Here is a 24,852-nt window from a genome sequence, read left to right on the forward strand (position 1 = left end):
TCTAAAAAGGAGTGCCCCTGACGAATCCGCGGGGACACTCTCTTAAGACACTTCTTTATCCATAAGTAAACAACCCGATATATTTTATCATAAAACCTTTCAGAATGGAATAAAAGGAGAGCTTTTGCCCTCCTTTTATTCGCTGTCTTTTTTGGAAATATACTTTTCCTTCGCTTTATTATGGTCTTTTAATGTTTTGGTGAAAACAACCTCGCCGTTTGATTTTGCAAGGAAATAGAGATAATCCGTTTTATCAGGGCGGAGAGCCGCTTCCCATGATGAATCACCGGCATTTGCAATCGGTCCCGGCGGCAGCCCCTTATGTTTATACGTATTAAACGGAGAATCAATTTTCAGGTCTTTGTAGTAGATCCGGCTTTTATGCTTACCGGCCGCATATAATACCGTCGGGTCAGTCTGCAGCGGCATTTTTTCTTCGAGCCTGTTGTAAAAAACGCTGGCGATTTTGTGACGGTCGGCTTTGGCGGTGGCTTCTTCTTCAATAAGTGATGCCATTGTCAGCGCGTTATGGACGGAAAGTTTCTTTTTTTTCAGTTCAGATTTATACGTTTCGATACGGGTGTTTGTTTCCTGAACCATTGCCGTCAAAATCGTGTCAAGCGATGCATCCGGATCATTAAACGGATATGTGGCCGGATACAGATAGCCTTCGAGCGGATGCTTGAGCTTCTTGTTTGAAAGCGCGTCCGTTATCGTATCAGGAAACTGTTTTTTCAGTTTGCCGATGAATGTTTTGTCATCCAGTTTCGCCATGATCTCTTCTTTTGAATATGATGTTTCTTTTGCGATCGCATCCGCAATCTGCGTAAGCTGTTTTCCTTCAGGAACGGAGATCTGAAAGGCATATCCCGTTGATCCCGCGGTCAGTTTTTTGATAATCGCATCCGCATCCATTCCTTTATTCAGGTGGTAAAATCCCGCCTGAAACCCGGAAGCGCCTTTATACTTTACATACAGCTGAAATGCTTTTTTGCTTTTGATGACATGCTGATCCTCAAGAATTTCAGCGATTGCCGAAACGGAAGAACCGCTCGGAATATTAATATTGACTGCCGTTTTGCTGCCTTTGTCAACCGGGGACAGCAGAGATTTTCCATAGAAAAAAGCACCGCCAATGATGATAAGCAGAGCGATCACGGAGGACAGTATTATCGTCGTTTTTTTGTTTTTACGCGGAAATGAATTTTTAGTCTGATTGATATTCATACAAGTATTTTCCTCCCAACAGCTCTTATACTACATGATTCATGTGCATTCGGCAATTTATTACAAAAAAAAGCCGAAGCGCATATGCGCTCCGGCTTTTTCCGTTCATTTTATTCTTCGTCTTCTTCCGCTAAAAACGTGTTCAGCGTTTCTTCGATCATTTCCCACTCTTCATCGGTTTCAATCGGCATCAGTTCGCCGTCTTCACCGTTTTCGTTCGGTTCGAAGCTTGAAGCGTGAATTTCGATTTCATCATCGTCTTGAGCATCAATCGGATAATAAAGTACGTAAGATTTGTTGAATGTGTCGTTTTCAAATGTGAACAGCACTTCGCAAAGCTGTTCGTTTCCTTGATCATCGACAATTGTAATGTGTTTTTCGCCGTGTTCCATTTCTTTCACCTCTTAGTTTAAACTGTCCAGATATCCTTGAAGGATCATGACAGCCGCCATTTTATCAATGACTTTTTTTCGTTTTTGCCTGCTGACGTCAGCCGCGATCAGCATTTTTTCAGCCGCCATCGTCGTCAGACGCTCGTCCCACAGCACAACAGGGACATTGTACGCTGTTTCAAGCAGTTTCGCAAATGTTTGGCTGGCTTCGCCTCTTGGACCGATCGTCCCGTTCATGTTTTTCGGAAAACCGAGCACGATCTTCTCTACATTATAGTCTTTCATCAGCTCGGATAAACGGTCCAGACCGTAATCTCCTTCAGCCTCGTTTATTTTTATCGTCTCAATGCCTTGAGCGGTCCAGCCCATTTCATCGCTTAAAGCTACGCCGAGTGTTTTCGTTCCAAGATCAAGTCCCAATATTCTCATGAATGTATTTACGCCTCTTTATGCTGTTCTAGATAGGATTTTACCAATTCCTCGATTAATTCGTCACGTTCCAGTTTGCGAATTAAGTTCCGGGCGTCGCGATGCCTAGGAATGTATGCAGGATCTCCAGACAGCAAGTATCCGACAATCTGGTTGATAGGATTGTACCCCTTTTCCTGAAGCGCATCATATACCGTAATCAGCACTTCTTCGACGTTTGTTTCAGCAGAATCATCGGAGAAATTAAATTTCATCGTTTTATCAAACGAGCTCACCGTTTTGCACCTCTTTCCCAAATTCGCAGGCAAAGTTCAGCCTGAGGTCCTCATCTTATCATCATTCTACACTAGTTGAAAGGATTATAAAACGGATTTTATCCAATCTTCCGCAGATGCGAGCGCCTCTTCCAATTTTTCAGGCTGCTTTCCGCCGGCCTGCGCCATGTCCGGACGTCCTCCGCCTCCGCCTCCGCAGACTTCAGCCGCTTGTTTGACCATTTTGCCGGCATGAAGGCCTTTTTCGATCAGGTCTTTCGTCACGCCTGCTGAAAGGTTGACTTTCTCATTTTGCACGGCGCCGAGAATGATGACCGCAGAACCGAGCTTCGCTTTCAGATCATCCACCATAGTGCGAAGGTGGTTCATGTCTTTCGCATTTACTTTTTCAGCCAGCACTTTTACGCCGCCGATGTCTTTTACTTTAGACAGAATGGCTCCGGCTTCCACATTGCCGAGTTTGCTGAGCAATGATTCATTTTCTCTTTGCGCTTCCTTCAGCTCCGCTTGAAGAGACTGAATTCGCTTCGGTACGTCTTTTACGTTTGATTTCAGCTCGTCCGCAGCGTGCTGCAGAAGGCTGAGCTGGCTGTTCATTTCCTGATAAGCGCCTTTTCCTGTTACGGCTTCGATTCTTCGCGTACCTGCGCCGATCCCTGATTCGGATACGATTTTAAACAGACCGATTTCAGCCGTATTCGTGACATGGCATCCGCCGCAAAGCTCAAGGCTGTAATCTCCGACTTGTACGACGCGGACGATATCGCCGTATTTCTCGCCGAACAGGGCCATCGCGCCCATTTCTTTTGCTTCATTGATCGGTTTCAAATCAATCGCTACCGGAATGCTCTCCCAGATTTTTTCGTTGACGATTTCTTCAATGCGTTCAAGTTCTTCTTTCGTCACTTGACCGAAATGAGAGAAGTCAAAACGCAGACGGTTTTCGGTAACGAGTGACCCCGCTTGGTTGACATGTGTGCCGAGAACGTCTTTCAGCGCCTGGTGCAGAAGGTGGGTAGCCGTATGGTTTTTCACCACGCCGCTTCTCATTTGATCTTCCACTTCAGCCGTCACGCTTGCGCCTTTTTGAATCGTGCCGCTATCCACCGTGCCTTCGTGTACATGCTGACCGTTCGGAGCTTTTTTCACGTCTTTAATGATTACGACAGCCTGCTCGCTTCTCAGCACTCCTCTGTCACCGATCTGTCCGCCGCTTTCAGCGTAGAAAGGCGTTTTGTCAAGAAGGATTTGGACGGTATCCCCTTCATGCGCCTCACTGATTAATTGCCCGTCATGAAGAAGCTCGATCACCTTCGCTTCAGCTTTTACGGCACTGTAGCCGACAAATGTGCTTTCTGCGGTAATGTCGCGCAATGCGCCGCCCTGCACCTGCATGCTTCCTACATCTTGGCGCGCATTTCTCGCCCGTTCACGCTGTTTTTCCATTTCGGCTTCAAAGCCTTTATGGTCAACTTTCATTTGCTCATCTTCCGCGTATTCCTCCGTTAATTCAACCGGGAATCCGTACGTATCGTACAGTTTGAATACGTCTTTTCCGGAGATGATGCCGCTGCCTTTTTCCTTCTCTTTCTTTATCACGTCGGATAAAATGGCCAGACCTTCGTTTAATGTTTCGTGGAAGCGCTCTTCCTCCGTTTTGATGACTTTGGCGATAAACTCTTGCTTTTCTTTCACCTCCGGATAGAAAGCGTCCATAATTCCTGCAACAGTCGGTACCAGCTCATACATAAACGGACGGCTGATACCGATGGTTTTCGCGTATCGCACAGCCCGGCGCAAGAGGCGTCTCAGTACATACCCGCGCCCTTCATTTGACGGCAGAGCTCCGTCGCTTACCGCAAATGCGACCGTTCTGATATGATCGGCGATCACTTTAAAGGCCGTATCCTTCACTGCGTCCTTTCCGTAAACATCTCCGGAAATGCGCTCTGTCGCTTCAATAATCGGCATAAACAAATCAGTGTCAAAGTTTGTCGGGACGTCCTGAATCACGGAGACCATCCGTTCAAGCCCCATGCCCGTATCAATGTTTTTCTTCGGAAGCGGTGTGTACGTGCCGTCCGGGTTGTGGTTGAACTCTGAGAATACCAGGTTCCACACTTCAAGATAGCGGTCATTTTCGCCGCCCGGATACAATTCAGAATCTGACGGGTCATTGCCGTATTTCTCGCCGCGGTCATAGAAAATTTCCGTATTCGGTCCGCTCGGGCCTTCGCCGATATCCCAGAAGTTCCCTTCCAGACGGATGATTCTTTCTTCCGGAACGCCGATTTTTTCCGCCCATAGCGTATAAGCTTCTTCATCCTCAGGGTGAACCGTTACAGACAGCAGCTCCGGATCAAAGCCGATCCACTTTTCGCTCGTTAAAAACTCCCATGCCCACGTGATGGCTTCTTCTTTAAAATAATCACCGATGGAAAAGTTTCCGAGCATCTCAAAGAACGTGTGGTGGCGCGCCGTTTTCCCCACATTTTCAATATCATTTGTGCGGATTGATTTTTGCGCGTTTACAATTCTCGGATTCTCCGGCACAACGCGGCCGTCAAAGTATTTTTTCAGCGTCGCAACGCCGCTGTTGATCCATAATAAAGACGGATCTTCATGCGGAACCAATGAGGCGCTCGGTTCAACGGCATGGCCTTTTTCTTTAAAGAAATCTAAAAACATTTGACGCACTTCAGCAGAAGTTAAGTGTTTCATCTATATTCCTCCTTATCACTACCCGAAATTCTCTTTTGCGACAGCAAAAAAGCTCTCTCCCTATGCAAACCATGCGTTCACACAGGGACGAGAGCTGTCTCGCGGTACCACCCTGATTACAGGCCGAAAAAGGCCTGTCACCTTTCATCCCGTAACGCAGGACTGCGGCAGCCTTTAACTGCACTCAGGATTAGCTTCGGCCGATCTTCTGCTGAAGCTCCTTTCAGCGTATCGGAGCTTCTCTCTTAAACAGGGCTTCGGCGTACTCATATCCGTCACTCGAGATTCGTATGTATTCTACTCGAAATTATAGACAAGCAGAACCCGAATGTCAATGTTCCGTCCTGATCCGCAAAAAGTGAATGGCCGTCACTTTTAAAACAGCTGCCGCCGGAACAGCAAGAATCATGCCGGGAATGCCCGCGAGTTCTCCTCCGGCAAGGAGCGCCAGCATGATCACGATGGGGTGCATTCTGAGACTGCGCCCGACAATAAGCGGGCTCAAAATGTTTCCTTCTATAAATTGCAGAATAAAAATCGTGACGATTACGATGATCACAGCTTTAGCAGAAATCGCCAGCGAAAGGAGCAGCGCCGGTACAGCGCCGATAAACGGACCGAAATACGGGATGACATTCGTAATCCCGATGGCAAGGCCCAAAATCAGCGGGTAAGGAAGCCCGAACAGCCAAAATGAAACGCCGGCTATTAACCCGAGCAAAAAACAAACGAGAAGCTGACCGCGGATGTAATCACCGAGAGAGTCGTCCACATCCCGCAGAAATTCACTCCCCCTTTTTCTCCAGGACTTCGGCGTCAAATACCAGACTGTCTTTTTCATGACGTCTATATCCTTCACCATATAGAACACGAGAAAAGGAATCGTCGCCGCGATCAGGATATAATCAAGCACGAAACGGATGCTTCTGATCGTGCTTTCAATCGTGCCGGCAAGAAACGTTTCTGTCTGCTGAATCATTTTGTCCATCCGATGGTGCATGCCGTCAGGCCAATGATCCGTGTGATTATGCAGATGCGTCAGCATGCTGTTGTAGTTTTTGGCAAGACCGGGAATGCTCTCAGACAGATCCTGCAGCTGTTCAATTAAAACAGGAACCCCTTTATAAACCCCCCAGCCGATTCCGCCGAAAAACAGGCAATAAATCAGAAGCAGGCTTAAAGTTCTAGGCATCCCTTTTCTATGAAGCCATTCAGTAATCGGAAGTAAAAGATAAGCAATAAATACTGCGATGAATATAGGAATAAAGAGAGATTTTATAACAAGCCAAATGGGAGACCATAACATATCGAGCATGCAAAAGACATACACTGTTAACAAAACGAGCAGACATACAGCCGTCCACATTAAGAGCTGCAGCGGTTTTTGAAGCATGACGTTTCACCTCTTGCTTTATCTTTTGACAGAAAGCCGGAATTATTCCCGTTTCATAAACTACGCCTTATGACGCAGACCTCTTGACGGAAATAATTATCAGAAATTACGAAATAATCTAAATAATATTCATAAAAGTCTGTATAACCATCGTAATGTGTTAAAGGATTTCAAAACTGTCCAGTCAATATGACTCATGTTTTTTAAGGAGGATGGCCATGATTTCATTTCAGGATGTAAATAAGCACTACGGACATTTCCACGTGCTGAAAAACATTAATCTGCACATTAAAAAAGGGGAAGTCGTCGTTATCATCGGACCTTCAGGATCGGGAAAAAGCACGCTTCTCCGCTGCATTAATCAGCTGGAAACAGTTGATGGAGGCGCCTTAACGGTAAACGGCGTCTCCATCCGTGACAAGAAAACGGATATCAATCAGGTCCGCCGGAATATCGGCATGGTGTTTCAGCATTTTCATCTGTACCCGCACAAAACCGTTCTGCAAAATATCATGCTCGCACCGATCAAAGTGCTCAAGCAATCAAAAGAAGAAGCAAAGGAAACGGCTTTATACTATTTGAAAAAAGTCGGTATACCGGACAAAGCGGACGCTTATCCTTCACAGCTTTCCGGCGGCCAGCAGCAGCGTGTCGCCATCGCCAGGGGGCTTGCGATGAAGCCCGAAATTATGCTGTTTGATGAACCCACATCCGCGCTTGATCCGGAAATGATCGGGGAGGTGCTGGATGTCATGAAAACACTCGCAAAGGAAGGCATGACCATGGCAGTCGTCACACATGAAATGGGATTCGCAAAAGAAGTGGCGGACCGCATCGTGTTTATCGACGGCGGATCCATCTTAGAAGAAGCTGCACCGGCTGAATTTTACGAAAGCCCCCGTGAAGAGAGGGCGCGTTTATTCTTAAGCCGTATTTTAAATCACTGAAAAGAAACGGAGGAGCGCTTATGTCACGCGCAACAAAATGGTTGTCATTCGGATTGATATCACTGCTGGCCGTCTTTATGCTGGCAGCCTGCGGAGGGAAAGAAACGTCCGGGGATTCAAAAGGAACGGGAAAAGACACGTTAGCCTCTATTAAAGACAGAGACAAAATCATCTTCGGCGTCAAAACCGATACGAGGTTATTCGGGCTGAAAAACCCAAGCTCCGGTGATATTGAAGGCTTCGATATTGATATCTCAAAACAGCTCGCAAAAGATATTCTGGGGGATGAGAAGAAAGCGGAATTTAAAGAAGTGACGTCAAAAACAAGGATTCCGATGCTGCAAAACGGCGATATCGACGCCATCACCGCCACGATGACGATAACGGATGAGCGGAAAAAAGAAGTTGATTTCTCAGATGTTTATTTTGAAGCCGGGCAATCCCTGCTCGTCAAAAAAGGAAGCAGCATCAAAAGCACCGAAGACCTGGGAAAAGGCTCAAAAGTATTGGCGGTAAAAGGCTCCACTTCCTCACAGAACATCAGAGAAAAAGCGCCTGACGCCTCAGTGCTGGAATTTGAAAATTACGCCGAAGCGTTCACTGCGCTTAAAGCGGGACAGGGAGATGCGCTCACAACCGATAATGCGATTTTATACGGCATGGCGGATGAAAATAAACAATATCAGCTGACGGGCGAAACCTTCACCGATGAACCTTACGGAATCGCCGTCAAAAAAGGCCAATCCGGCCTTGTCAAAAAAATCAACGCCTCTTTGAAAAAAATGAAAGCCGACGGCAGGTACGAAAAAATCTATAAAAAATGGATAAAAGAAGAACCGGCAAAATAGGACGGACCGCGGGATGAGCATGCATGCTCATCCCCGTTTTATAAGGAGTGACATAGATGAACTTTTCAATTTTAACGGAAAACTTCGATATGTATATGGACGGTTTCCTGCACACATTGCTTGCGAGCTTCATCGCGCTGGCAGGCAGCTTTGCGCTGGGCGTTCTGATCGCAGTCATGAGAATCACGGCTTTCAAACCCCTTCAATGGATCGGCACTGCATATGTGGAATTTATCCGGAACATCCCGCTTCTCCTCATCACATTCGTTTTTTATTTCGGACTTCCGAACGCCGGGCTGAGACTGGACGGCTTTCAGGCGGGAACGATTGCGCTTACGATTTACACGTCCGCCTTTATCGCAGAAGCCATCAGAGCCGGAATTCAGACTGTCCCCAAAGGACAGATGGAAGCGGCCAGATCGTCAGGCTTCACCTACAGTCAGGCGATGAGATATATCATTCTTCCTCAGGCCGTAAAAATCGTCATTCCCCCGCTCGGAAACCAATTTCTCAACCTTGTCAAAAACTCATCAATACTCGGAGTGGTGGCGGGACTCGATTTGATGTATCAGGCGGATCTCGTGTCCTCGAGCACTCTTGTCGTGTTTGATGTCTATATTTTCGTCGCGCTTTTTTATTTGATATTAACGATCCCGCTCAGCATCGGGGTTCACTATTTGGAAAGACGTCTCGGAAAGAGTTATTAGAGAAGGAGAGTGAAAAACATGGATTTTAGCGGCGCCTATACACCTGACCATCTGCTGTTTTTATGGGACGGCTTTTTGGTCACACTTTATGTTGCGCTGATCTCCATTGTCCTGAGTTTTATTTTCGGGCTTGCCGCCGGCACTTTGCGCTATGCGAAAATTCCTATCGTCTCGGGCATTATAGCGGCCATTGTGGAAACCATCCGCAACCTGCCGCTGTTATTAATCATTTTCTTTACGTTTTTTGCCCTTCCGGAAATCGGGATCAAACTGGAAATTACCGCGGCCGCCATCACGGCGCTGACGATTTTTGAATCGGCCATGCTGTCAGAAATCATCAGAAGCGGTTTGCAATCCGTTGACAAAGGACAGATTGAAGCGGCGCGTTCTTCAGGACTGACGTACACGCAGACTCTTTTTCTCGTCGTCATGCCGCAGGCGCTCAGGCGTATGGTTCCTCCGATTGTGAGCCAGTTTATCTCCTTATTAAAGGATACGTCACTTGCGGTCGTCATCGCTCTGCCCGAACTGATTCATAACGCGCAGATTTTAAACGGACAAAGCGCTGACGGGGGGTATTTTTTCCCGATCTTTCTGCTGGCGGCCCTGATGTATTTCGCGGTCAATTACAGCCTGTCTCTCGCAGCCAGACGGCTGGAAGCGAGACAAACGTAAAAAGGATACTTCCGGAGAAGTATCCTTTTTTCCGCTTAAAACATTTTCATGACTCGTCTTCTCATCCGTTTCATACCTTTTTTATTCAGCATATCGGACTGAGAAGCCATACGATACATAACGGCTCCAGCTCCTAAAGCCAACAGAGAGGTCATTGTTCTGCCCATCGCGCGTATCTCCTTTCAACTTTAAAAATTGATACTGCGTTCGTCTTCAGAAAACAAATCATCAAGACTGCTTAACGTGCCGTCTTCCTCTACTTGATGTGTCGCAATTTTGCCTTTGGCCACCGTCAGCTCAATGAAGCAGCCCCAGCAATAGTATTGGTTTACGCCGATTTTGCCGATATCTTTACTTTTGCAGTTCGGACATACAAGCACAGACTACACCTCTTATCCGTTCAGGACGATGCCTTCTTTCCCCGCTTCAATAAGCGTATCGGCGGCGCGGCGCACTTGGCGTCTGCCAGCCAGATCTGAAAAGAAGCCGTCCGAGAGTTCATATGCTACGATTATGCCCCTGTCCAAACAAAAGTATACATCTTCCAGCAAACCGAACATTTCACCATCAGGCGATTTCACCGGCTGCATTTTAATCTGTTCAAAGGTGAAACAGCTCTTCGGCAAAGGCTGCAAATGAGCATGACCGGCAGCTACGGCTTCTTGATCCATCTCTTTTATATCACTTGCCCCTAAAAAAAGATGGCGGTTGTGAAACAAGCGTTTCTGCTCCAGCACGAAACCGAGAAACCGGCCGTCCAGAGAGAAACATACATCCGATATCATTCCGAGACTGCGCCCGGTGTTTTCGTCATATACTGTTCGTCCTTCAGCTGCATGGCATGTTCTCAAAGTGTGATCAACCACCTTTTGTTGAACACGTATAGGTTTTGCCAAGAAGCCGGGCAGCATACTTTGAAATGACTTCCACAGGCGAAAACCCGGCGCATAAACATACGCCGGGTTTTATTTACGCTTTTTCTTCCATAAAGTCAAAAGGCGTGATGCCTTCCATTCCGATGTTCGCATCGTATACACTGAACGGCAGCTCTTTTTGCAGGGCGGCCAGTTCTGCATCCATCTCTTCAGTCTGCTCTGTGAGCCTGTTTTTAAGCGATGTCTGTCTGACGGTGGCATCATTGTTTTTGACGCCCCATTCAAGCGCTTCTTCTTCTCCGCAAAGAATCAGGAATTTTTTCGCTCTTGTAATGGCGGTATAAAGCAGATTTCTCCTGAGCATTCGATAGTAGCCTTTGACGACAGGCAGGACGACAATCGGGAATTCGCTTCCCTGCGACTTATGGATGGAACAGCAGTACGCGTGGGTAAACTGGCTGAAATCCTTTTTCGTAAAGGTGATTTCGTTGCCGTCAAACGAGACGACGACCATGTCTTCTTTTTCCGTATTTTCTTTGGCATAAAAAATGGACACGATTTCGCCGATATCGCCGTTAAACACATTGTTTTCCGGCTGGTTGACAAGCTGCAATATTTTATCGCCCGTCCTGTAGACAACATCTCCGAATTTCAGCTCCCGCCTTTTTTCTTTAGGCGGATTCATGATGTCCTGAAGAAGCATGTTCAGCTCGTTAATTCCCGCTTTTCCCCTGTACATCGGGGCAAGCACTTGAATATCTCTGGAGGTATACCCCTTTTTTAACGCGTTCGAGACGACCTGATCCACGACTTCTTTAATCTGTGAAGAATTACAGCGGATAAATGAGCGGTCCTTTGTCGGCGCGGTCAGCCCCTTTGGAAGCAGTCCTTTTTTCATATCATGGGCAAGTTCCACAATGGATGATCCTTCAGCCTGACGGTAAATATCTGTCAGGCGCACGGTCGGCAGCACTTCAGAAGCCAAAAGATCTCTGAGCACCTGCCCCGGTCCTACTGAAGGAAGCTGGTCTTCATCACCGACTATAATGAGCTGAATGTGCTTAGGAAGCGCCTTAAACAAATGGCTGGCGAGCCAGATATCAAGCATACTCGCTTCGTCTATAATGATCAGTTTCCCTTCAATCGGCTGATCTTCGTTGTAGGTAAAGCCTTCAGCGCCATTCCAGCCGAGCAGCCTGTGAATCGTAACAGCCGGCAGACCCGTAGATTCGCTCATCCGTTTTGCGGCTCTTCCGGTCGGCGCGGCAAGCAGCACCGGAAACGCCTCGTCTTTTTTATAATCACCGGGGTCAAGGGATACGCCGTGCAGTTCACTGTATAATTCCACGATTCCTTTAATAACGGTCGTTTTCCCCGTTCCCGGTCCTCCGGTCAGTAAAAGCATCGGTGAAGACAGCGCTTTTTGAATGGCATCCTTTTGGCTTGGTGCGTATTGAACATTCATCCGTTCTTCCAGTTCACCGAGTGCAAGCAGAAATTCCGATTCAGGAAACTGATCGGCATACTCCGTCTGGGCCGCAATGTCGAGCACGCGTTTTGCGACGTTTTGTTCCGCATAAAACAAGGACGGAAAATAGCAGCGCTCTCCTTCGATGACGATATCCTTACTCTCCCCGAGGGCGATGATGCCGTCAGCCGCATCCATTTCCGTGACGCGGCCGCCTTCAGCTGACTGATTCAGAAGCGTTTGCGTATTGATAATCAGCTGCTTCGTTTCTATGTACGTATGGCCCTCTGAAAGACAGGTCGATTCAATCGTATATAAGATAGCCGCTTTGATCCGCTCCGGGTGGTTTCCTGACAGACCCATTTTTCCGCCCAGCTCGTCAGCTTTCACAAAGCCGATGCCTTCAACGTCTTTTACAAGCTGATAAGGATTTTCCTGAATTTTCTCCAAGGTTTCCGTTTCGTAGGCCTGATATATTTTCATGGATAGCTGGGGCCCGAAACCGTATTGGTTCAGAGAGATCATAATCTGCTCAAGACCCTGATGCCGCTGCAGCTCTCCGGCAAGCTTATCCGCTTTCTTTTTCGACATTTTCGGCACATCGTAAAGCACCGACGCATCCGTCAGAATTTTATTGAGCGCGCCGTCTCCAAGCTTTTTGACGATTTCTTCCGCCGTTTTTTTTCCGATTCCTTCAAACAGATCACTTGATAAATAGTGAATGATTCCTTCTTTTGTGGTCGGAATTTCTTTTTTAAAGTGTTCAGCCTGAAATTGCAGGCCGAACTTAGGATGCGTGGCGGTTTTTCCGTAAAATGTGTAGGTCTCATCTTCTTGCAGCAGAGGGAAGTAGCCCGTTACGGATACGACCTTGTCTTCGATCGCCTCAGACGTTTCTGCAACCTTGACTTTCAGCACTGTATACAGGTTGGTGTCATTATGATAAATGACCGTATGAATGACGCCTTTTACATACGGCTGTTCTTCGATGTTCAGCTGATCCACGAGCCTTCCCTCCTTTTGTTATGACTGGGTGATAAGCTGTTTCGCATGAAGCGCAAGCATATGATCAGGCTGTATGCCGATTGCGCCTTCCAGCATCTCAAGCGCCTTTTCACGATTTTCTTTGTACGCGTAAGCGACCCCGGCATTATAAAATGCGTCCGCGTGGCCTGGATCCTGCTCGATCACCGTCTCAAACTGCGCAAGAGCTTCATCCAGCATTTCTTCATTTGCGAGACACATTCCGAACTGGAAGCGCGCTTCCGTGTCATTTTCGTTTAATTCAACGGCACGCTGCAGATACGGCAGTGCAAGCTTCGGCCGCTCTAATTTAACGAGAACGGTCCCCAGCATATAAAACAAATCTCCGTTTTCCATTCCGGAGCGAAGCGCTTTTTCAAACATATCCTTCGCTTCGGAAAACGATTCTTTCATCACATATACGTTTCCCGCACCGTAATAAGCGGCTGCCGCCGAATTGTCCAATTCAAGCGCTCTGTTATAGAATGCAAGCGCCCGTTCGAGTTCGTTCACAGAAGAAAGCAGATTTGCGAAGTTGATGTACGGCACCGGGTCTTGGCCGTTTTCCTCAATCGCTTTCGTAAAAGCCTCTGCCGCTTTTTCAAAATCGCCCTCCTGCATGGCATCAATCCCGATTTTATTATAATCCATTTTTAACTTCCTTTCGCTAAAAAACCCCAACATGCGAGTTGAGGTTTTTTACATGTGTTATACGTACCACAGTTTTGTTCCGTCTTTATAAACGTCATCTATCGTTCCGCCGCCGAGGCACTCTTCTCCGTCATAAAAAACGACGGCTTGTCCCGGCGTAACGGCGCGTACCTGCCCGTCAAAAATGATTTCCGCTTCATCATCACCCGTCATTTTCACCGTTACTTTGTGATCTTCCTGACGGTAGCGGAATTTCGCCGTGCATGTCATTTCGCCGCTGTCCATCAGACCGGGACGCGTCCAGCTGACATTTGTCGCCGTGATCTTATCGGAATACAGAAGCGGATTATGGAATCCTTGATCAACATACAGAATGTTTTTTTCAAGATCTTTACCGACGGCGAACCACGGCTCGCCGCTTCCGCCGATTCCAAGACCGTGGCGCTGTCCGATTGTATAATACATCAGACCGTCATGACGCCCTTTTATTTCTCCGTCCATTGTCATCATATCGCCCGGCTGAGCGGGGAGATATTGGCTGAGAAACGTTTTGAAGTTGCGTTCGCCGATAAAGCAGATTCCCGTGCTGTCTTTTTTCGCAGCTGTCGCAAGTTCCGCTTCTTTGGCGATTTCCCGCACGCGGCTTTTTTGCAGATCACCGATCGGGAACATGACTTTGCTGAGCTGTTCCTGATTGAGCTGATTCAGAAAATAAGTCTGGTCCTTGTTTTCATCCAGACCGCGGAGCATGCGCACTGTACCTGCGCTTCTATCCACGCGGGCGTAATGGCCCGTCGCAAGATAATCCGCGCCGAGTGACAGAGCATGATCCAAGAAAGCCTTAAACTTAATTTCTTTATTGCACATGACATCCGGATTGGGGGTTCTTCCGGCTTTATATTCATCAAGGAAATATTGAAATACCTTTTCCCAATATTGCTTCTCAAAATTGACGGCATAATACGGAATTCCGATCTGGTTGCAGACCCGGATGACGTCTTCATAATCTTCCGTCGCCGTGCAAAAACCGTTTTCGTCCGTATCATCCCAGTTTTTCATAAAGATTCCGATTACATCGTAGCCCTGCTCCTTCAGCAGAAGGGCCGCCACGGAAGAGTCCACGCCGCCGGACATGCCGACTACGACTCTTGTATCCTCCGGCCGTTTTTCCATTTGCATTCACTCCATTAAAAACATAAGTCCGCCGTTTTAAGCAAGCCGTTTAACGACGGCGGCAAGCTTTTCGGCGGCTGTTTCGATTTGTTCCGCCGTATTGCCGAGGCCGAAGCTGAGGCGGATTGACGAAGTCAGCCTGCCGCTCTCACTTCCGAACATGGCCGTAAGCACATGGGACGGAAGAACGGATCCCGCTGTACAAGCAGATCCGCTGGAGACGGCAATGCCTTCCATGTCAAGATTGACCAGCAGCGCTTCCACCGGCACACCGGGAAAGTAAAGGTTTAAAATATGAGGCAGGCATTTCTCGGCATCTCCGTTCACCTCCGCTGTAACGCCGGATTTTTCCAGCGTGCTCATGATAATGTTCTTAAACTCCTTATACTTCGCTGTTTTCTCTTCCCTCTCACGGTTTGAAAGGACGACCGCTTCTTTTAAGCCGGCGATGCCCGGTACATTTTCCGTCCCCGCGCGGCGCTTTCGTTCCTGCTCTCCCCCGAGAAGAATCGGTGACAGCTTCACCTCTTGATTTACATATAAAAAGCCTGTCCCTTTAGGCCCGTTAAGCTTGTGACCGGAAACAGACAGCATGTCAATTCTGCTTTTTTTCACGTCAATCGGCATATAACCGAATGCCTGGACGGCATCTGTGTGAAAATAGGCCTGATGCCCGCTTAACAGCTCTCCGATTTCGTCAATCGGCTGAATGGTTCCGACTTCGTTATTGCCATACATGACGGTAACAAGGATTGTATCATCACGGAGCGCTTCTTTCACCTGATTTGCACTGATCCGTCCTGAAGGGCCGGGGATGAGGTATGTCACCTCAAAGCCGTCTTCTTCCAGCTTTTCGCAGGCGTGCAATACAGCATGATGCTCAACAGCGGTCGTAATGATATGCTTTCCTTCATTCTTCCGGGCGGCAGCCGTTCCGAAAATCGCTAAATTATCAGCCTCCGTGCCGCCGCTTGTGAAAATAATTTCCTGTTCTTTCGCACTGATTTCGCGCGCGATGTCCGCTCTCGCTTCATCGACCCATTTCCGGGATTCTCTCCCGAATGAATGAATGCTTGACGGGTTGCCGAAACTGCCGAAGAAATGGGGCTTCATTTCTTCGAGCACACGCTCATCCATCGGGGAAGTCGCGGCATGATCTAAATAAATCCGTTCCATTGTCTGTACACCTCTGGTTTAAATATAGAACATATAAGCTTCCTGCTCGCCGTCCGTGTAGCTCGCAAGGTCTTCTAACGTCGTGCTGTCCAGCACGTCTTTTACAGCGTCGCGGATGCGTATCCATAACTCCCGCTTGGCAGGCTCTTCATCCTCAAGCACTTCTACCGGGCTGATCGGCCCTTCCAGCACTCTGATAATGTCTCCGGCCGTTATCTCTTCAGGCTGGCCCCCGAGCACGTAACCCCCGTAAGCGCCTCTGATGCTTTTTACGAGTCCCGCGTTTCTGAGCGGTGATACAAGCTGTTCCAAGTAATGCTCAGAAAGGCTGTTTGTTTGGGCGATGCTTTTGAGCGACGTCGGACCGTCTCCGTGCTTTTTCGCCAATTCAATCATAATGGTGAGCCCGTATCTTCCCTTTGTCGATATTTTCAATATGAACACCCCAGTCAATTCTAATTGTTAATTTATACAAGTAAATGGATATGAATAATCTGTTTAGTATCTTATAGACCAACTGTTATTATAACATAACTTATCCTAATTTTCATTGAAACACGGGGCCCGCCGCAATTCGCTTTTCTAATCGTCCGTTTTCCGTTACCCTGTATATGTAAGGAGAGATGTTCATGAAACCATTGGCGTATCGGATGCGGCCTGCCAATATCGAAGACATTATCGGCCAGGAACATTTGGTCAAAGAAGATAAAATCATCGGCAGAATGGTGCGTGCAAAGCACTTATCATCCATGATCCTGTACGGACCGCCGGGCATCGGAAAAACGTCCATCGCCACAGCGATCGCAGGATCGACAAGCATCGCATTCAGGAAATTGAATGCCGTCATTCATAATAAAAAAGACATGGAGATTGTCGTACAGGAAGCGAAAATGTCAGGCCAGGTCATTTTAATCCTTGACGAAGTGCACAGGCTTGATAAGGGAAAGCAGGATTTTCTGCTGCCCTATTTAGAAAACGGCATGATTATTTTAATCGGCGCGACGACCGCCAACCCTTATCATGCCATTAACCCGGCCATCAGAAGCCGGACCCAGATATTTGAGCTCGAACCGTTAACACCCGATCTGATCAAACAGGCATTGAAAAGAGCGCTCACAGATGAACACCGGGGACTCGGTTCCTACAGCGTTTCGGTGGACGACGACGCGATGGATCATTTCGCACAAGGGTGCGGAGGAGACGTCCGCTCCGCTTTGAACGCACTGGAGCTTGCCGTGCTCTCCACAAAGGAATCAAGCGACGGCACGATCCGGATTACACGGGAAACGGCGGAAGAATGTCTGCAGAAAAAAAGCTATACCCATGATAAAAACGGCGATGCGCATTATGACGTCTTATCCGCCTTCCAAAAATCGATACGAGGCTCGGACGCAAACGCCGCCCTTCATTATCTGGCCCGTCTGATCGAAGCCGGAGACCTTGAAAGCATATCAAGAAGGCTTCTCGTGATCGCCTATGAAGATATCGGCCTCGCAAGCCCGCAGGCAGGCCCCCGGGTGCTGAGCGCGATTCAGACCGCAGAACGGATCGGCTTTCCGGAAGCGAGAATTCCGCTGGCCAATGCGGTAATCGAATTATGCCTCTCGCCAAAATCAAACTCCGCCATCTCAGCCGTTGATGAGGCGCTCAAAGACATCAGGACGGGTAAAATCGGCGATATGCCGAAACATTTAAAAGACGCCCACTATAAAGGGGCCCAAGAGCTCGGACGCGGGATCGGCTATCAATATCCTCACGATTTCGAGAACGGATGGGTCGAACAGCAATATTTGCCTGATCCGTTAAAAAACAAGCAATACTATAAACCGAAACAAACGGGGAAATTTGAAGCCGCCATAAAGCAAGTGTATGAAAAACTGATGAAGCAGAAAAAATAACCGGACAAGGACACCCTATGTGTTCTTGTCTTTTTTGATACCGGCCAAAATCTTTCGTGTAAACGGCGGATTCAAATAAAAAACAGCCTTTCCTGAAGAAGGCTGTTTTTCTTTTTATTTATCTTTAACCCGTTTAATGTCGATGTCCTTTAAGAGCTCCATGACAACATGTCCGCCCATAATCAGACCGGCCACTGACGGAACCCAGGCGTTGGAAGACGGCGGCATTTGCGCTTTACGGATTTTCGCTTCATCATTCCCGACTTCTTTTCTGACGTCTTCACGGATGACGATCGGGCTTTCATCAGAAAAAATGACCTGTACGCCTTTTTTAATGCCCTCTTTGCGAAGCCTTGTGCGGACGACTTTGGCAATCGGATCGGTATGGGTTTTTGAAATATCAGCAATCTGAAAGCGTGTCGGGTCTGTTTTATTCGCCGCTCCCATGCTTGAAATCAGCGGAACATTCCGTTTCAGACATTCTTTCATCAGATGAATTTTATAATGAATCGTATCCGACGCGTCAATGACGTAATCGAGCGGATACTCAAAGAACTGCTCATACGTCTCTTCTGTATAAAACATTTTTAAGGCGACGACGTCACAATCCGGATTAATATCAGCGATCCGCTCTTTCATCAATTCTGTTTTCGGCTGTCCCACCGTCGACAAGAGCGCATGCAGCTGGCGGTTTACGTTTGTAATGTCAACATCATCTTTATCGACAAGCACGATCCGCCCCACTCCGGACCTCGCCAATGCTTCGGCTGCAAATGAACCGACTCCGCCGACGCCGAGAACGGCCACCGTGCTGTTTTTTAACGTGTCCAGCCCTTCTTTTCCAATCGCTAGCTCATTTCTGGAAAACTGATGTAACAAGAACCTCACTCCACATTCTGGTTTTATAAACTCGGCTTGTCAAAAAGCCGCTGGTTTCAGCGCACAAAAAATAAAGTCCCAATTGTGCCGTTGCAGCTTTCCTTCGTTTTGAACCCGCTCTCAGCAGGTGGGTGCCCTTTTTTAAATCTTGTAAGTCCTCTTTAGCGAATGAAAAGAGGCATGTACGCCATTTAAAAATGCGGGCTCCCAAATCAAAAAAATGTTCGGTCAAAACTAGGTGTACAACTAACACATCAGGACTTTATTTAACTTGTCAAAATCATATCACAGCAGATTTTGATTTTCAAGAAACAAACTGCCGATCTTTACTGTTTCACTTTTCTTTTGACAGAAAGGTGAAGTTCTTCAAGCTGGGCGTCGCTCACTTCGCCGGGCGCTTCCGTAAGAAGGCAGCTTGCGCTTGCCGTTTTCGGGAAAGCGATCGTATCTCTTAAGTTAGTGCGGCCTGCAAGAAGCATAACCAACCGGTCCAAACCGAGCGCGATTCCGCCGTGCGGAGGGGCGCCGTATTCAAAGGCTTCAAGAAGGTATCCGAACTCCTCCTCCGCTTCTTCTTTTGTAAAGCCGAGAAGCCCGAACATTTTTTCCTGAACGTCTTTTTCAAAAATACGGATTGAGCCTCCGCCGAGTTCATAGCCGTTTAAGACAAGGTCGTAAGCCTGCGCTTTCATATCTTCAGGCGCCGTTTCAATCAGGTCAAGATCTTCACGGACAGGCATTGTAAACGGATGGTGAGCCGCATAGAAACGGCCTTCTTCCTCGTCATGCTCCAGTAACGGCCAGTCCACAACCCACAGGAAGTTGAAGAGGCTTTCGTCAATCAGGCCGCGTTCTTTGCCGAGTTTTAAGCGAAGCGCTCCGAGGGATTGAGCCACAACCTCAAACTTATCAGCGCCGAACAGGAGCAGATCGCCTTCAGAAGCATTAAGCGCTTCAGCCAGTTTTGCCTGCTTCTCTTCATCAAAGAATTTCGCAATCGGGCCTTTTACGCCGTCAGCTTCAACTTTCACCCAAGCGAGACCTTTCGCGCCGTAATTTCCGGCAAAAACGCCGAGCGCATCGATATCTTTTCTGGAATAGTCGCCGGCAGCGCCTTTGACATTGATCGCTTTTACAACGCCGCCGTTTGCCACGGCTGATGAGAACACCTTAAATTCAGTATCTTTCACTATGTCTGACACGTCCGTCAGCAACATGCCGAAGCGGGTATCGGGTTTGTCGGAACCGTAGCTGTTCATCGCTTCTTCATATGTCATTCGCGGAAGCGGCAGCCGTACTTCAACACCTTTTGTTTCAAGCATGACTTTCGCCATCATCTCTTCCGCCAGAGCCATGATGTCCTCTTGACTCATAAAGGACATTTCAATATCAATCTGCGTAAATTCCGGCTGGCGGTCGGCACGCAAGTCTTCATCGCGGAAGCAGCGGGCCACTTGATAATACCGTTCAAAGCCAGACACCATCAGAAGCTGTTTAAAAATCTGCGGCGATTGCGGAAGGGCGTAAAATTCTCCTTCATGCACCCGGCTCGGCACTAAGTAATCACGGGCGCCTTCGGGAGAGCTTTTTGTTAAAATCGGTGTTTCAATATCAAGAAATCCGTTTTCATCCAAGAAATGGCGGATGGATTTTGTGACTTGATGGCGCATTTGCAATGTTTGAAACATCGCCGGGCGGCGCAAATCCAAATAGCGGTGTTTTAACCGGACGTCTTCAGAAACGTCAGCCGCCTGGTCACTGATCGGAAACGGAGGCGTTTTCGCCGTGCTGAGCACCGTCACCGCTTCAGCTTTGATTTCAATTTTACCGGTTTTCAGGTTGGGATTCACCGTGCCTTCTTCACGGGCAGAAACCGTGCCTTCGATATCAAGCACATATTCGTTTCTGATTGCTTCCGCTGCGGCAAGGGCTTCCTTCGATACGTCAGGGTTGAACACGACTTGCACAATACCCGAGCGGTCCCGCAAATCAATGAAAATCAAGCCGCCGAGATCGCGCCGTTTCTGCACCCACCCTTTCAGTTTGACGGTTTCGCCAATCGCTTTTTCAGTTATCTCGCCACAATAATATGTTCTTCCAAACATAGCGTTCCTCTCCTTCACTGCTTTTGATCTGCCTTTAACACTTGTATCAGCTCGTCTAACACCACTTCACGCTGCTCTCCTGTTTCCGCATCTTTTACATTGATTTTATTCTGGGCAAGCTCATCTTCCCCTAAAATCGCAATAAAACGTGCGCCGAGACGGTCAGCCGTTTTGAATTGGCCCTTCATCTTTTTATTTTCATAATCGATTTCACTTGAGATGCCCGCTTCTCTCAGTTTGTACACGAGGGAAACGGAATAATCCTTCGCTTTTTCTCCGAGCGTCACGATGTAGCAGTCAATCCCCTGATTGACGGGAAGGTCTGTTTTCTCAGCGTCAATGGCTGCCAGCAGACGTTCGATGCTCATCGCAAATCCGATACCCGGCGCTTCGGGACCGCCGATCTGTTCAACAAGCCCGTCATAGCGGCCCCCGCCGGCAAGGGTTGTAATCGCTCCGAATCCTTCGGCATTGCTCATAATTTCAAAAGCGGTATGGTTATAATAATCAAGCCCTCTGACAAGGTTCGGATCTATTTCGAACGGGATGCCGAGACCGTTTAAGTATTGTTTTACTTTCTCAAAATAAGCGGCTGATTCTTCATTTAAGTAATCAAGAATGGACGGAGCCGTTTTCATCAGTTCATGCTCTCTGTCTTTCTTGCAGTCAAGAATTCTGAGCGGGTTTGTGTGCAGACGCGATTGGCAGTCTGAGCAAAATTCTCCGATGCGCGGTTCAAAATGTTTGACGAGCGCTTCCCGGTAGGATTTGCGGCTCTCCTGGTCACCAAGGCTGTTCAGCACAAGCTTGACATGTTTCAAACCGGCTTTACGGTAAATACTCATCGCAAGCGCAATGACTTCTGCATCCACGGCCGGATCTTTGGAGCCGATCGCTTCAATTCCGAATTGATAAAATTGGCGGAAACGCCCTGTCTGCGGACGTTCGTAACGGAACATCGGTCCGACATAATAAAGCTTCGTCGGCTGCACCGGGTTCGCAAATAATTTATTTTCATTGAACGCGCGGACTGCGGCGGCCGTTCCTTCCGGCCGAAGCGTCAGGCTTCTCCCTTTACGGTCTTCAAACGTGTACATTTCTTTCTGCACGATATCTGTAGACTCACCGACGCCTCTTGCGAATAATTCCGTATGCTCGAAGATCGGCGTGCGGATTTCTTTATATTGATAAGTGCGGCACGTCTCCCTCATAATTTGTTCGACGAACTGCCATCTGTCTGATTCACCCGGCAGTATGTCCTGTGTGCCTCTTGGAATGTGATATGCCATGTTACAGGCCTCCTTAATGTCTTTCTTCAAATAAAAAAACTCCCGCTCCTACTATACATGTATAGTAGGGACGAGAGTTATACCCGTGGTGCCACCCTAGTTGGAATGCCGAAGCATCCCCGCTCTGACCTTTAACGCAGGTTCACGTCCGCTGCCTAATGACTTGCAAAAGCGTTCAGCAGGGAACCTCCGGAGTGTTGTTTCGAGAAAGATGCAGTGCGGATCCGCTTTCAGCCCGGGACGGTTCCTCTCTTCTCCATGCATTCTGACCTACTCTTCTCCATTATCGGTTCAAAATCGTTATCATGACTTATGTACATCAATTTCTATTATAATAATGGGATTGCACTCCCCTGTCAAGTTTTATTCCGTCTGTTTTTCCTTGCGACCGCTTCTTTCGATAAGAGACCGAACTCCGTCGACGTCTCTTCTAGAAAACCCGCCTTTTCTCTATCGCTCTGATCACTGAAGTGCAGATTTCCTTCCGCATCGTGCAGCGCGCGTCCCATTTTTGGTTGATATTTCATGATTTGCACACCTTTTCGCTGTATTTATGACTAGTATAAACAAACCATTTTATTTTTATTTAACATTCAGCAAGGAAAATACGATATTATACAAGAATGTATTTTAGTTAGTTCAGAAAGGAGGACAGCCATGAAGAAGAGAACTCTTGCTCTTATTTTATGCGGCGTCATCATCACAGCGCTTCTTCCGTCATTTCACACCGCAATCGCCGCAGAGGGAGAAGCGGTCATCGCGACAGACAAGATCAATGTCAGAGGCGGTCCCGGCCTGAGCTACGGAATAAAGGCTGAAGTAAAAAAAGGGGAAAGATACCCGATCACTAAAGAAGAGGGAGACTGGGTACAGCTTCAGCTGAGCCCCGGTAAAACCGGATGGGTCGTTTCCTGGCTGATATCAAAAACAGCCGGGGGAGCAGACAATTCATCCGCAACAAGCGGAACGGTCACTTCCACCGATCCTGACCTCCGCATCAGAAAAGGCCCGGGGACATCGTATGAAGTCATCGGCAAACTTCCGCAAGGCGCGCATGCATCCGTGCTGGACAAGAACAGCGGATGGGTGAACATTTCTTATCAAGGCACAACCGGGTGGGTTTCTTCCGAATACGTCACCGCGGACAGCGGCGGATCGGATACGAAAGCAACTTCGGCCCGAAGCGGGTCAAAAAACGGGACGGTCGGCGTTTCTTCATTGAATGTCAGAAGTGCAGCATCACATGATTCAGCGATTATGACTAAATTATCACGCGGAACAAAGGTTTCCATCTTAAGTGAAGACCACGGCTGGCTGAAAATTGAAGCAAACGGGCAAAAAGGCTGGGCAGCAAGCCACTACATCATAAAGGATTCTGACTCATCGGACAGCGCATCGGGCTCAGGAGACGGTTCTGCGGGCTCAGGCTCCTCAAAAAAAGCGTATATTGTTTACGGCGGCACCAACTTAAGGAGCTCGGCCTCGACTTCCGCTTCTATCGTAAAAAGAGCAGATAAAGGCGCAGCCTACCCGATTGTCCGCTCAAGCGGCAAATGGTATGAAGTCCGGCTTGAGAACGGACAAACCGCATATGTGGCAGACTGGGTCGTACAAACGTCAAAAAGCGGTGAGGAAACAGGCGAAGCACCTTCTCCCAACACGTCAGGCGGCAGCGGCTCACTTAAAAACAAAACGATCGTCGTTGATCCCGGACACGGAGGAAAAGACAGCGGAACGATCGGCTACTCCGGAAAGTTTGAAAAAAACGTAACGATTAAAACAGCTAAGCTGTTAGCCGGAAAATTGAGAGCGGCCGGTGCAAACGTGTATATCACCAGACAGGATGATACATTTATCAGCCTGCAGGCCAGGGTTTCAACCTCTCATTACCGGAATGCGGATGCCTTTATCAGCATTCACTATGACAGCTATGCCGATACGTCAACGAGAGGAAGCACGGCTTATTATTACAGTCCGTCTAAGGACCGCCAGCTTGCCTCAGACGTCCATTCTGAAGTAGTGAAGCGTTCCCCTATCCCGGATCGCGGCGTTCTGTTTGGCGATTATTACGTCCTGAGGGAAAATAAACGGCCTGCCATGCTGTATGAGCTCGGCTATCTCAGTCAACCGCAAGAAGAAACAATCATACATAGCGGCTCTTATCAGGAAAAAGTGACAGACGGAATTGAAAGCGGATTGGAACATTATTTTCAATCATAAAAAAAGCTGCCGAACGGCAGCTTTTTTTATTGTTTAGAATCCATAATCAATGTAATCGGCCCGGAATTCGTCAGCTGAACATCCATCATGGCTCCGAATATTCCGGTTTCCACTTTGACTCCTTTTTCCCGAAGGAGTTCGTTCCACTTTTCATAAAGGAGCACAGCCTGATCCGGTTTAGCCGCATTCATAAAATTCGGGCGTCTCCCTTTCTTCGTTTCGCCGTAAAGCGTAAACTGGGAAACGGATAAAATCTCCCCGCCCGTATCCAAAAGCGATAAATTCATCTTGCCGCTTTCATCATCAAAAATCCGAAGATTCACGATTTTATCCGCCAAGTAAGCGGCATCTTCTTCTGTATCTTCATGAGTGATGCCGACAAGCGCCATAATGCCGGGTCCGATCCGGCCGGCGACAGCGCCGTCAACCGTCACACTTGCTTCTGTTACACGCTGAACAACTAATTTCATAGCAAGCTCCT

At 47.9% G+C, this 24,852-nt stretch carries 25 protein-coding genes, 1 other RNA gene and 2 other annotated features; of the genes, 6 read left to right on the forward strand and 20 right to left on the reverse strand.

Translation table 11 applies throughout. From position 1 onward, the window contains the following. Positions 1-135: 135 nt before the first annotated feature. The 6 genes from mltG to U2H13_RS12975 all read right to left on the reverse strand — a co-directional run bounded on the left by mltG (position 136) and on the right by U2H13_RS12975 (position 6,437). Entirely contained in the window at positions 136-1,227 is a 1,092-nt protein-coding gene (gene mltG, locus U2H13_RS12950) for an endolytic transglycosylase MltG (RefSeq protein WP_121984356.1), read from the reverse strand. A gap of 110 nt (positions 1,228-1,337) precedes the next feature. Further along, positions 1,338-1,619, reverse strand: a complete 282-nt coding sequence (locus U2H13_RS12955; RefSeq protein ID WP_003152751.1) for a DUF1292 domain-containing protein — start codon at positions 1,617-1,619, stop codon at positions 1,338-1,340. Between the two features lie 12 nt (positions 1,620-1,631). Further along, positions 1,632-2,048: a Holliday junction resolvase RuvX gene (ruvX, locus tag U2H13_RS12960; protein WP_003152750.1), complete on the reverse strand. Its 417-nt coding sequence runs from the start codon at positions 2,046-2,048 to the stop codon at positions 1,632-1,634. An 8-nt stretch (positions 2,049-2,056) separates the two neighbouring features. Beyond that, positions 2,057-2,323 carry an IreB family regulatory phosphoprotein gene (locus U2H13_RS12965; RefSeq protein ID WP_003152749.1) on the reverse strand — a complete coding sequence of 89 codons (267 nt, stop codon included), beginning with the start codon at positions 2,321-2,323 and terminating at the stop codon, positions 2,057-2,059. A gap of 84 nt (positions 2,324-2,407) precedes the next feature. Further along, the gene (alaS, locus tag U2H13_RS12970) at positions 2,408-5,044 is read right to left on the reverse strand and encodes an alanine--tRNA ligase (RefSeq protein ID WP_121984355.1); all 2,637 of its coding nucleotides are present in this window, start codon (positions 5,042-5,044) and stop codon (positions 2,408-2,410) included. Between the two features lie 80 nt (positions 5,045-5,124). Then, positions 5,125-5,332: a binding site (T-box leader), on the reverse strand. A gap of 43 nt (positions 5,333-5,375) precedes the next feature. Further along, positions 5,376-6,437: an AI-2E family transporter gene (locus U2H13_RS12975; RefSeq protein WP_014418518.1), complete on the reverse strand. Its 1,062-nt coding sequence runs from the start codon at positions 6,435-6,437 to the stop codon at positions 5,376-5,378. Positions 6,438-6,655: 218 nt separating this feature from the next. Here U2H13_RS12975 and U2H13_RS12980 point away from each other — a divergent pair, with 218 nt between their 5' ends. The 4 genes from U2H13_RS12980 to U2H13_RS12995 are packed head-to-tail and all read left to right on the forward strand — an operon-like array spanning position 6,656 to position 9,614. Next, entirely contained in the window at positions 6,656-7,384 is a 729-nt protein-coding gene (locus U2H13_RS12980; protein ID WP_003152746.1) for an amino acid ABC transporter ATP-binding protein, read from the forward strand. A 20-nt stretch (positions 7,385-7,404) separates the two neighbouring features. Then, positions 7,405-8,232: a transporter substrate-binding domain-containing protein gene (locus tag U2H13_RS12985; protein WP_121984354.1), complete on the forward strand. Its 828-nt coding sequence runs from the start codon at positions 7,405-7,407 to the stop codon at positions 8,230-8,232. A gap of 56 nt (positions 8,233-8,288) precedes the next feature. After that, positions 8,289-8,939: an amino acid ABC transporter permease gene (locus U2H13_RS12990; protein WP_003152744.1), complete on the forward strand. Its 651-nt coding sequence runs from the start codon at positions 8,289-8,291 to the stop codon at positions 8,937-8,939. An 18-nt stretch (positions 8,940-8,957) separates the two neighbouring features. After that, entirely contained in the window at positions 8,958-9,614 is a 657-nt protein-coding gene (locus tag U2H13_RS12995) for an amino acid ABC transporter permease (protein WP_015417903.1), read from the forward strand. Positions 9,615-9,649: 35 nt separating this feature from the next. Here the strand turns inward: U2H13_RS12995 and U2H13_RS13000 are convergent, their stop codons facing one another. From U2H13_RS13000 to cymR, 8 genes are all read right to left on the reverse strand, one after another. Further along, positions 9,650-9,781 (reverse strand): YrzQ family protein, encoded by a 132-nt coding sequence (locus U2H13_RS13000; protein WP_003152741.1) that lies wholly within the window; start codon positions 9,779-9,781, stop codon positions 9,650-9,652. A gap of 21 nt (positions 9,782-9,802) precedes the next feature. Then, positions 9,803-9,994 (reverse strand): hypothetical protein, encoded by a 192-nt coding sequence (locus U2H13_RS13005; RefSeq protein ID WP_003152738.1) that lies wholly within the window; start codon positions 9,992-9,994, stop codon positions 9,803-9,805. Between the two features lie 12 nt (positions 9,995-10,006). Then, positions 10,007-10,465: a PRC-barrel domain-containing protein gene (locus U2H13_RS13010; RefSeq protein ID WP_017418223.1), complete on the reverse strand. Its 459-nt coding sequence runs from the start codon at positions 10,463-10,465 to the stop codon at positions 10,007-10,009. A 118-nt stretch (positions 10,466-10,583) separates the two neighbouring features. Next, positions 10,584-12,962, reverse strand: a complete 2,379-nt coding sequence (locus tag U2H13_RS13015) for an ATP-dependent RecD-like DNA helicase (protein WP_071391562.1) — start codon at positions 12,960-12,962, stop codon at positions 10,584-10,586. A gap of 18 nt (positions 12,963-12,980) precedes the next feature. Then, complete coding sequence (locus tag U2H13_RS13020; protein WP_088005508.1) at positions 12,981-13,601, reverse strand: lipopolysaccharide assembly protein LapB; 621 nt, start codon at positions 13,599-13,601, stop codon at positions 12,981-12,983. Between the two features lie 87 nt (positions 13,602-13,688). Then, entirely contained in the window at positions 13,689-14,804 is a 1,116-nt protein-coding gene (gene mnmA / locus U2H13_RS13025) for a tRNA 2-thiouridine(34) synthase MnmA (protein WP_058906210.1), read from the reverse strand. A gap of 36 nt (positions 14,805-14,840) precedes the next feature. Beyond that, complete coding sequence (locus tag U2H13_RS13030) at positions 14,841-15,980, reverse strand: cysteine desulfurase family protein (protein WP_007612815.1); 1,140 nt, start codon at positions 15,978-15,980, stop codon at positions 14,841-14,843. 18 nt (positions 15,981-15,998) lie between these two features. Then, positions 15,999-16,415 carry a cysteine metabolism transcriptional regulator CymR gene (cymR, locus tag U2H13_RS13035; protein WP_003152730.1) on the reverse strand — a complete coding sequence of 139 codons (417 nt, stop codon included), beginning with the start codon at positions 16,413-16,415 and terminating at the stop codon, positions 15,999-16,001. Between the two features lie 194 nt (positions 16,416-16,609). Here cymR and U2H13_RS13040 point away from each other — a divergent pair, with 194 nt between their 5' ends. Next, positions 16,610-17,878, forward strand: a complete 1,269-nt coding sequence (locus U2H13_RS13040) for a replication-associated recombination protein A (protein WP_167408933.1) — start codon at positions 16,610-16,612, stop codon at positions 17,876-17,878. Between the two features lie 114 nt (positions 17,879-17,992). Here the strand turns inward: U2H13_RS13040 and U2H13_RS13045 are convergent, their stop codons facing one another. The 5 genes from U2H13_RS13045 to U2H13_RS13065 form a co-directional block, all read right to left on the reverse strand. Continuing rightward, positions 17,993-18,757, reverse strand: coding sequence for a ThiF family adenylyltransferase (locus U2H13_RS13045; RefSeq protein WP_003152728.1), 765 nt, complete (start codon positions 18,755-18,757; stop codon positions 17,993-17,995). Positions 18,758-18,828: 71 nt separating this feature from the next. Continuing rightward, positions 18,829-19,021: non-coding RNA, 6S RNA (gene ssrS, locus U2H13_RS13050), on the reverse strand. A 62-nt stretch (positions 19,022-19,083) separates the two neighbouring features. Then, on the reverse strand, positions 19,084-20,862 hold the full coding sequence (gene aspS, locus U2H13_RS13055) for an aspartate--tRNA ligase (RefSeq protein WP_376700492.1): 1,779 nt from the start codon (positions 20,860-20,862) through the stop codon (positions 19,084-19,086). A gap of 14 nt (positions 20,863-20,876) precedes the next feature. After that, positions 20,877-22,151 carry a histidine--tRNA ligase gene (gene hisS, locus U2H13_RS13060; RefSeq protein ID WP_003152726.1) on the reverse strand — a complete coding sequence of 425 codons (1,275 nt, stop codon included), beginning with the start codon at positions 22,149-22,151 and terminating at the stop codon, positions 20,877-20,879. A 63-nt stretch (positions 22,152-22,214) separates the two neighbouring features. Further along, positions 22,215-22,447: a binding site (T-box leader), on the reverse strand. A gap of 60 nt (positions 22,448-22,507) precedes the next feature. Further along, complete coding sequence (locus tag U2H13_RS13065; protein WP_094247699.1) at positions 22,508-22,678, reverse strand: YrzK family protein; 171 nt, start codon at positions 22,676-22,678, stop codon at positions 22,508-22,510. 130 nt (positions 22,679-22,808) lie between these two features. Here U2H13_RS13065 and U2H13_RS13070 point away from each other — a divergent pair, with 130 nt between their 5' ends. Beyond that, a complete protein-coding gene (locus U2H13_RS13070) occupies positions 22,809-24,371 on the forward strand; it encodes an SH3 domain-containing protein (protein WP_326362900.1) in 1,563 nt (520 codons plus the stop codon). Between the two features lie 26 nt (positions 24,372-24,397). Here U2H13_RS13070 and dtd read toward each other — a convergent pair whose 3' ends face one another. After that, the gene (dtd, locus tag U2H13_RS13075; protein ID WP_007408194.1) at positions 24,398-24,841 is read right to left on the reverse strand and encodes a D-aminoacyl-tRNA deacylase; all 444 of its coding nucleotides are present in this window, start codon (positions 24,839-24,841) and stop codon (positions 24,398-24,400) included. Between the last annotated feature and the right edge of the window lie 11 nt (positions 24,842-24,852).

This window comes from Bacillus sp. A1, assembly GCF_042296235.1.
Lineage (GTDB): Bacteria > Bacillota > Bacilli > Bacillales > Bacillaceae > Bacillus > Bacillus velezensis.

What these genes read in the sequence shown, in the direction of transcription:
- U2H13_RS13020 (WP_088005508.1), bottom strand. Translation starts at nt 13,601, where the DNA reads ATGCAGGAGGGCGATTTTGAAAAAGCGGCAGAGGCTTTTACGAAAGCG.
- U2H13_RS12995 (WP_015417903.1), top strand. Translation starts at nt 8,958, where the DNA reads ATGGATTTTAGCGGCGCCTATACACCTGACCATCTGCTGTTTTTATGG.
- ruvX (WP_003152750.1), bottom strand. Translation starts at nt 2,048, where the DNA reads ATGAGAATATTGGGACTTGATCTTGGAACGAAAACACTCGGCGTAGCT.
- U2H13_RS13070 (WP_326362900.1), top strand. Translation starts at nt 22,809, where the DNA reads ATGAAGAAGAGAACTCTTGCTCTTATTTTATGCGGCGTCATCATCACA.
- U2H13_RS13040 (WP_167408933.1), top strand. Translation starts at nt 16,610, where the DNA reads ATGAAACCATTGGCGTATCGGATGCGGCCTGCCAATATCGAAGACATT.
- U2H13_RS12980 (WP_003152746.1), top strand. Translation starts at nt 6,656, where the DNA reads ATGATTTCATTTCAGGATGTAAATAAGCACTACGGACATTTCCACGTG.
- U2H13_RS12985 (WP_121984354.1), top strand. Translation starts at nt 7,405, where the DNA reads ATGTCACGCGCAACAAAATGGTTGTCATTCGGATTGATATCACTGCTG.
- U2H13_RS13030 (WP_007612815.1), bottom strand. Translation starts at nt 15,980, where the DNA reads ATGGAACGGATTTATTTAGATCATGCCGCGACTTCCCCGATGGATGAG.
- aspS (WP_376700492.1), bottom strand. Translation starts at nt 20,862, where the DNA reads ATGTTTGGAAGAACATATTATTGTGGCGAGATAACTGAAAAAGCGATT.
- U2H13_RS13000 (WP_003152741.1), bottom strand. Translation starts at nt 9,781, where the DNA reads ATGGGCAGAACAATGACCTCTCTGTTGGCTTTAGGAGCTGGAGCCGTT.
- alaS (WP_121984355.1), bottom strand. Translation starts at nt 5,044, where the DNA reads ATGAAACACTTAACTTCTGCTGAAGTGCGTCAAATGTTTTTAGATTTC.
- mltG (WP_121984356.1), bottom strand. Translation starts at nt 1,227, where the DNA reads ATGAATATCAATCAGACTAAAAATTCATTTCCGCGTAAAAACAAAAAA.
- hisS (WP_003152726.1), bottom strand. Translation starts at nt 22,151, where the DNA reads ATGGCATATCACATTCCAAGAGGCACACAGGACATACTGCCGGGTGAA.
- U2H13_RS12975 (WP_014418518.1), bottom strand. Translation starts at nt 6,437, where the DNA reads ATGCTTCAAAAACCGCTGCAGCTCTTAATGTGGACGGCTGTATGTCTG.
- mnmA (WP_058906210.1), bottom strand. Translation starts at nt 14,804, where the DNA reads ATGGAAAAACGGCCGGAGGATACAAGAGTCGTAGTCGGCATGTCCGGC.
- dtd (WP_007408194.1), bottom strand. Translation starts at nt 24,841, where the DNA reads ATGAAATTAGTTGTTCAGCGTGTAACAGAAGCAAGTGTGACGGTTGAC.
- U2H13_RS12990 (WP_003152744.1), top strand. Translation starts at nt 8,289, where the DNA reads ATGAACTTTTCAATTTTAACGGAAAACTTCGATATGTATATGGACGGT.
- U2H13_RS13065 (WP_094247699.1), bottom strand. Translation starts at nt 22,678, where the DNA reads ATGAAATATCAACCAAAAATGGGACGCGCGCTGCACGATGCGGAAGGA.
- U2H13_RS12955 (WP_003152751.1), bottom strand. Translation starts at nt 1,619, where the DNA reads ATGGAACACGGCGAAAAACACATTACAATTGTCGATGATCAAGGAAAC.